This is a genomic window from Microcystis sp. LEGE 08355 (assembly GCF_015207185.1).
GTDB lineage: Bacteria > Cyanobacteriota > Cyanobacteriia > Cyanobacteriales > Microcystaceae > Microcystis > Microcystis panniformis.
Genome location: NZ_JADEXI010000248.1, coordinates 1 through 6,566, shown reverse-complemented (window position 1 = coordinate 6,566; position 6,566 = coordinate 1). Strand labels below are relative to the sequence as shown.

General features: G+C 42.1%; 6 protein-coding genes and 1 pseudogene. 3 read left to right on the top strand and 4 right to left on the bottom strand.

Annotation, left to right across the window (positions count from 1 at the left end; all coding sequences use genetic code 11):
* Positions 1–45: 45 nt before the first annotated feature.
* From IQ242_RS13515 to IQ242_RS13505, 3 genes are all read left to right on the top strand, one after another.
* A complete protein-coding gene (locus IQ242_RS13515; protein ID WP_193960317.1) occupies positions 46–1,410 on the top strand; it encodes a GTP-binding protein in 1,365 nt (454 codons plus the stop codon).
* A 139-nt stretch (positions 1,411–1,549) separates the two neighbouring features.
* A complete protein-coding gene (locus IQ242_RS13510) occupies positions 1,550–2,071 on the top strand; it encodes a hypothetical protein (protein WP_052275811.1) in 522 nt (173 codons plus the stop codon).
* A 185-nt stretch (positions 2,072–2,256) separates the two neighbouring features.
* Positions 2,257–4,110 carry a penicillin-binding protein 2 gene (locus IQ242_RS13505; RefSeq protein ID WP_193960316.1) on the top strand — a complete coding sequence of 618 codons (1,854 nt, stop codon included), beginning with the start codon at positions 2,257–2,259 and terminating at the stop codon, positions 4,108–4,110.
* An 86-nt stretch (positions 4,111–4,196) separates the two neighbouring features.
* Here the strand turns inward: IQ242_RS13505 and IQ242_RS13500 are convergent, their stop codons facing one another.
* The 4 genes and pseudogenes from IQ242_RS13500 to IQ242_RS13490 all read right to left on the bottom strand — a co-directional run bounded on the left by IQ242_RS13500 (position 4,197) and on the right by IQ242_RS13490 (position 6,515).
* Complete coding sequence (locus IQ242_RS13500) at positions 4,197–4,838, bottom strand: DUF3226 domain-containing protein (RefSeq protein WP_190718145.1); 642 nt, start codon at positions 4,836–4,838, stop codon at positions 4,197–4,199.
* 2 nt (positions 4,839–4,840) lie between these two features.
* Complete coding sequence (locus tag IQ242_RS13495; RefSeq protein WP_193960315.1) at positions 4,841–5,998, bottom strand: ATP/GTP-binding protein; 1,158 nt, start codon at positions 5,996–5,998, stop codon at positions 4,841–4,843.
* A 44-nt stretch (positions 5,999–6,042) separates the two neighbouring features.
* A pseudogene (locus tag IQ242_RS27140) lies at positions 6,043–6,132 on the bottom strand (divergent PAP2 family protein); the annotation flags it as partial.
* A gap of 83 nt (positions 6,133–6,215) precedes the next feature.
* The gene (locus tag IQ242_RS13490; RefSeq protein WP_370582993.1) at positions 6,216–6,515 is read right to left on the bottom strand and encodes a type II toxin-antitoxin system HicB family antitoxin; all 300 of its coding nucleotides are present in this window, start codon (positions 6,513–6,515) and stop codon (positions 6,216–6,218) included.
* Positions 6,516–6,566: the final 51 nt, after the last annotated feature.

Sequence of the window (6,566 nt, the reverse complement as noted above, 5' to 3'; positions counted from 1 at the left end):
CTACAATAAAGGCAGCAGCATCAATAAACAGTTAAAAAATCAACCGTGACCAAGACCCCATCCCTCGAGGAAACTCATTACAATCAGGCTAAAGCTAGTTTACAACAGGCCTTAACTTGGTATGCCAGTTTTCGCCGCCATTGGAATTATCCCCCCGATCCCCAACTTCAGGCCGCCGTTAAACAGGATTTGCAGTCCCTAAAATCGGCCTTGGATAAACTGGATGAAACGGTGATTCGGGTGGCAGCCTTCGGGTTAGTCAGTCGCGGCAAATCCTCGGTGGTAAACGCTTTAGTCGGTCAAAAAGTCCTGGCAACCGGACCCCTGCACGGGGTGACACGCTGGCCGCGATCGGTGCGTTGGACACCAGCCACGGGTAAAATCCAGATAGAATTAATCGATACCCCCGGATTGGATGAGATTGAAGGGGAAGCGCGGGCGAATATGGCCAGAGAAGTCGCTAAAAGTGCCGATTTAATTTTATTTATCGTCGCGGGGGATATTACCCGGACCGAATACGAGGCCTTGGCAGAATTGCGCCAGGCGAAAAAACCGATCATTTTGGTGTTTAATAAGATTGATCTCTATCCGGAGGCCGATCGCCGCCAGATTTTTCAGCAGTTACAGAGATTAGGAACCAATCGGAACGAAAAAACGTTAGAAGATTTGTTAACTAGCGATGAGATAGTTATGGTAGCCGCCGAACCGCAACCGATTCCCGTCCGGGTGGAATACCCCGATGGGCGCGTGGTGACTGAGTGGGAAACCCCTCCCCCCCAAATTGAGGAGCTGCAAGATAAACTCTTAACGATTTTCAATCGGGAAGGGCGATCGCTACTGGCCTTAAATGCTCTAGTGCAAGGGCAAGAAGCGGAGGAAAATATCGCTAGAAAAACCCTGGAACTCCGGGACAGTCAAGCGGAGCAAATTATCTGGCAATACGCGAAATATAAGGCTTTAGCGATTGCGGCCAATCCGATCGCTATTTTAGACCTCCTAGGGGCTTCAATCGTCGATTTAACTCTAGTTCGGGCTTTAGCTCGTTTGTACGGCTTGCCGATTACCAGTCACCAAGCTGGTCAACTCTGGCGGACTCTACTTTTGAGTAGTGCGGGGTTGCTGGTGGGGGAAATCCTCGGCACTGTGATTATCGGTTTGGGCAAAACGGCAGCGGCAGCGGCGAGTATTTTTGAAAATCCTACCTCTTTAACTCTCTACGGTAGCACCGCCCTCCTACAGGGAGGAATTGCTGCTTATGGAACCTATATCATCGGGAAAGCCGCTAAAATCTATCTAGAACGCGGTTGTAGTTGGGGGGCATCTGGACCGAGTACGGTGATTAATCAAATTCTCGCTCAAGTTCATCCGCAAACTATCTTATATCGTTTACGTCTAGAGCTAGAACAGTGATTTTAAGGGAAAAAGTAAAAAGGAAAAAAGGCAACAGTGATCAATTAAATATTTCCTACTGACTACTGATGACCGACTCCTAATTTTAGAAACTTAATTTTTGACAACGACCACTAGCTAGAAATATCGAGAGAAAATCATGTCTGCTGCCCATAAGTCCTATATTCCCGTTCCCGTTTCTCGCCAAAAAAGCCAAGGCAGTCAACACCGTCCCCAGTCACCAGTAAATCAGACGACCCCAACAGTAAAACCGACGACTAAATCGGTGGTGAGAGTTCCCGTGGCCCCGACACAAAAACAATTAGCCTCGCGTCAATTACGTTCCCTTTGCCTCCTAGAAAGAATAGTGGCCGTGATTACTTTTTGTCTGTTGGGTTCGACTCTGGGAATATATGCTTGGACGGTATATATTCCCAAGGTTTGGGACAAAGAATTTGGTAAACTGGAAACACTGCAACGTCACGAGCGCCATCTTTTGGCCACCAATGAAACCCTTAAACATCAACTAGCTCAACAAGCAGAAAAACCCGAAACCGGATTAACTCATCCCCAACCCTTCCAAACTATCTTTTTACAGCGTAAATCTGCCCCTAACCTGAAACCGGCCACCGCTTCTCAACCCCAATCTACCGTCAATTCTCGACCGAGAAGTGCCTATTAACAGTTATCAGTTATCAGTTATCAGTGGGTAAGTTAAAAGTTATCAGATGTGAGTTTTTAAGTGTGCAGTATTAAATAGAAGTTTCCTACTGTCTGTTTACTGATCACTGTTTACTGTTTACTGATCACTGATTACTGATTACTGTTTACTGATCACTGATTACTGATCACTGAAAGATACTGCTCATGACTGACACAAAAAGACCCAGATTTAGAGGTAAAGAAACTCGATCGCCCTCGGGCAGGATCCGGGACAGAAAGTCCTATTTAACCGCCAAAAAACGGCAACAACAGTTAAAAAAAATGCCTTTGAGTAACGGGCGATTGGTGGCGGTGTGGTTGATTTTAGTCATGGGTATTGTGGGTTTAGCTTGGCGATTGTATCAGTTACAAATAGTACAAGGACAGGAATTACAAAAAAGAGCCAGAAAACAGCAAACTACCAGTATTAGACCCTATATTCCCCGACGGGCGATCGTCGATAGTAATGGTAATGTTTTGGCGACCGATCGCTTGATTTATACTCTTTATGTACACCCAAAACTGTTTGCTATTCCGCCGGCAGAAGTGGCTGATAAATTAGCTCCTTTATTAAATATTCCTACTAATCAACTGATTCAAAGATTTAAAGAAAAAGAAACAGGAATTCGTTTAGCCAATCAATTAACCGAATCCGTGGCTAGGGGATTAAAACAATTATCTCTTGACGGTGTAGAATTAGAGGAAAAGTACGCTCGTTATTATCCCCAAGACGATGTGGCAGCCGACGTGATTGGCTATGTAGATAAAGAACATCGTGGTCAAGCAGGATTAGAACGAGGTTCCAGTCAGTTATTAGAAAGAGACCCTTTTTCTGTCAATACAAGACGCATGGGAGACGGGCGAATTTTACCAGCTTTTGTTCCCGATGGTATCTTTCAATTTGATGAATTACAGTTAGAAGTAACCCTCGATTTAAAACTACAAAGAGCCGCCCGCACAGCCCTACGAGAACAGCTAAAAAAATTTAATGCTAAACGGGGGGCTGTCATCGTCATGGACTCCCTTGATGGTTCTCTTTTAGCCCTAGTTTGTGAGCCAACTTTTAACCCCAATGAATATTATAAAGCCAATGTGGCTCTATTTAAAAATTGGACCGTAGCCGATCAGTACGAACCGGGGTCAACTTTTAAACCAATTATTGTCGCCATGGCCATGGAAGCGGGGGCAATTAAAGCTAGTACGGTAGTCAATGATCCGGGGGCAATTACTGTCGGTCGCTGGACGATTAAAAATGCCTCTAAACAGGGTTATGGGGCGCTAGATATGGCCAGAGTTCTGCAAACCTCTAGTAACGTGGCCATGGTGCAAATTGCCCAAAAAATGGGGCGAGTTGATTTCTATAAAAGTTTATTAGGATTGGAAATAAATCAAAGGGTTGGCGTAGATTTACCCGGAGAAGTGGCAGGATATCTCAAACCCGAACAAGAATTTCTGGATAATGCCATTGAATCGGCCACCGCTTCCTTTGGTCAAGGTTTATCCCTAACGCCTTTAAAATTAGTACAGTTGCACGGTGCGCTGGCCAATGGTGGCACCTTAGTAACTCCCCATGTGATCAAAGGATTAGCCGACGACCGCGGCCGTTTGCACTGGCAGCCCGATTATCCCAGCAAAAAAGTCTTTTCTCCCACCGTGACCCGGCAAGTGGTGGAAATGATGGAAACCGTCGTCAGCAAGGGGACGGGGGTAGCGGCCCAAATCCCCGGTTATCGCATCGGAGGCAAAACGGGAACCGCACAAAAAGCTAGTCCGACGGGGGGTTATCTACCTAACGCCAAAATTACCAGTTTTGTCGCGATTTTACCGATCGAATCGCCCCGTTATGTGGTTTTGGTGGTGGTGGATGAACCCAAGGGTGCCAATACTTTTGGCTCCACTGTTGCCGCTCCTGTGGCAAAAACGGTGATGAATACGCTCATTTCCCTCAAAGGTATCCCCCCCACCTCCAAGGTCGTTCCGGCGGGTTCTGCGACCAATAAACCCCCGCGGCAGGATTAATTTAAGTCTTTTTGAAAGAGGCTTTATTTAACAAAGCACAGAGAAATATTATGGGGCTGTCATTCCCATTTCGATCCATACTTCTATCAAATCTCGTATAACTCCTGTAACCATCTCAAAAAATTTGCCGATTGGGGATGGGATTGATTAAGTATTCTTTGTTTTACTGCATCGTGAAGTTGTTTCCCCGGCGGATATTGCCAAGCTAAATAGGTATGAATATTAGCCTTATCTAGATGATAATCTCTATAGGTTGCCCCCTGTTGTTTTGCCTCTATCACCTTGTTTTGTGTATATTGCCAAAGATTATTATCGGGAACTAAATAGGCTAAAAAAGTCTCTAACATCCCTCTAGATTGATTATCTGGCATCATCCACACACCGAATTTTATCCCCGATTCTAGAGTCATAATTAATCCCGCTGCTGGTAAATTTTGAGGTAAGCTAGGTATATTTGGTAAACAGGCATTATATAAACTTTTCCAACGATTATCAGGTTCTTCGTCCGCATCCATAATAATTCCTAAATGAGTTAGTCCGTTAGGAGTTTTTAGTTGCGTAGAGATATATTTAGGTTTTAGTAAATTTTCAACACCATCACAATTTATGATATTCAATGGTTCTTCCCCTCTATTCCAAGTAACTCCATTTGCTGCCATTAATTGGGGAATAACTCTCAATTCCTCTGCACCTTCCACTAATAACTTTTTTGTCTCTATTTTAGGCATTGTTACCGCACCTCAAGATTACTTGTAGCAGCAATAACAATTTCTTCTGGATCAAAGATTACAGATTGGCTTTTTTCCCTATCTATCCTTTGAATAGTAATCTCGTTATCGGTAATTTTTTCTTCGGTAATTAATTCGGCTAAACTTTGCCAACAATCGCGGCTGTGAGTGGTGGCAAATACCTGAATATTGAGTTTTTTGGCGGTTTCCCAGACTACTTTCCACATATCAGTCATGACAGTAAAATGCAATCCGCTATCAATTTCATCAACTAATAAAATTCCATTTTCAAGATTAACCATTGCTAAAACTAATCCTAACATTCGCCAAAATCCATCGCCTAAACTGCCAATAGGTATAGGTTGATCATGATTTTTAATTTTGATTAAAAACCCACCTCTAACACCTAGGTTATTTGAAGTTAAATACTTGCCAGAACCAACAATGGCTATCCTTTCAATTTTTGGCTCAATAATTTTCAAAGATTCAATAATTAAATCTTCTAAAGGAGAGAGAACAATGTTATCAAAAAGTGCTGCCATATCAGAACTTGTTAGAGAAAATGGTGTTAAGAACTTCAATTCAATTTTATTATTAATACCTATTTTATGGGAAATTCTGCTTAAACTAGCCATTCTTCTTGTGGAATCTCTGGCAAGAGTACCGTTGGCAAGAAGTTCCAGTTCAATAAGTTTCTCTGATTGACTCCATCTAATACTTAAAAGAAGTTTATTCCATTCCTCATCTTCGAAATTGTTATCATTATTTTGATTTATATCATCATTTTTGTCTGAAAATGTAGATAGTTGTATAGGAATACTTTTAACAGAAATAGTAACACTTTCCTGATGTGATTTTCTAGAACCAATGATAATAATTTCCTGACTTGGGGCGATTTCATGCCCAGGAAATAAATGACAAATTTCAAAAACTTTAGTGCGACTAGGTAGATTACTTTCTGACCAACCAAACTCACCTCTATAGCTAATAGTTTCAAGAAATATATCTATATTATTCTGAGCATACAAAAACTGAATCGCTTCTAAAATAGAAGTTTTACCGCTATTATTTTTACCCACTAAGAGATTAATTCGACCAAGATTGGCCATCTCAAAATTCTGAAACCCGCGAAAGCCTTCAATTTTTAGGGATTGTAACATGAGTGATTACCCCGGATTTTCAGTTATTAAATCTAGTTTATCTCAACCCCAGTAGCCAAAGCCCCCGACGAGACTAGATAGCGCAGACTCACCTTACCATCGCGGATTAACTCAATCAGCGCTTTTAGTCCCTTTTCACCTTTCGAGCATTATAGCTGGTTTCGGGGCAGAAAACGAGCAAAAACATGACTACAGAGGGAATCGCTGACTCTAGAGATTAATGACAATAAATTCCTAGCTGCCGATATAGTTCAACCTCATCCTTGCAAACAGTTAAGGTTTTTTGTTCTTCAATATTCTGAATAGCTTGTTGAGTTTTTTGGTTAAAATCGCTTATCGTATAATTACCTTCTGCAATTCGTCTTTCTTTTTCCTCTAATTCGAGACAAAGTTCCATAGCTTCTTGAATATTGCTCAAAGCTTCTTCGAGATGATGTCCTTCATTAATACAACCGGGGAGAGAAGGAATAGAAAGATTATAATCTCTTTCCTCGCTTGGTTCTAAAATAACATTCACTTTCAGATCGGCTCAAGGTAATAAGTAAGATAACTATATTATAAATGAGAG

What these genes read in the sequence shown, in the direction of transcription:
- IQ242_RS13510 (WP_052275811.1), top strand. Translation starts at nt 1,550, where the DNA reads ATGTCTGCTGCCCATAAGTCCTATATTCCCGTTCCCGTTTCTCGCCAA.
- IQ242_RS13505 (WP_193960316.1), top strand. Translation starts at nt 2,257, where the DNA reads ATGACTGACACAAAAAGACCCAGATTTAGAGGTAAAGAAACTCGATCG.
- IQ242_RS13500 (WP_190718145.1), bottom strand. Translation starts at nt 4,838, where the DNA reads ATGCCTAAAATAGAGACAAAAAAGTTATTAGTGGAAGGTGCAGAGGAA.
- IQ242_RS13495 (WP_193960315.1), bottom strand. Translation starts at nt 5,998, where the DNA reads ATGTTACAATCCCTAAAAATTGAAGGCTTTCGCGGGTTTCAGAATTTT.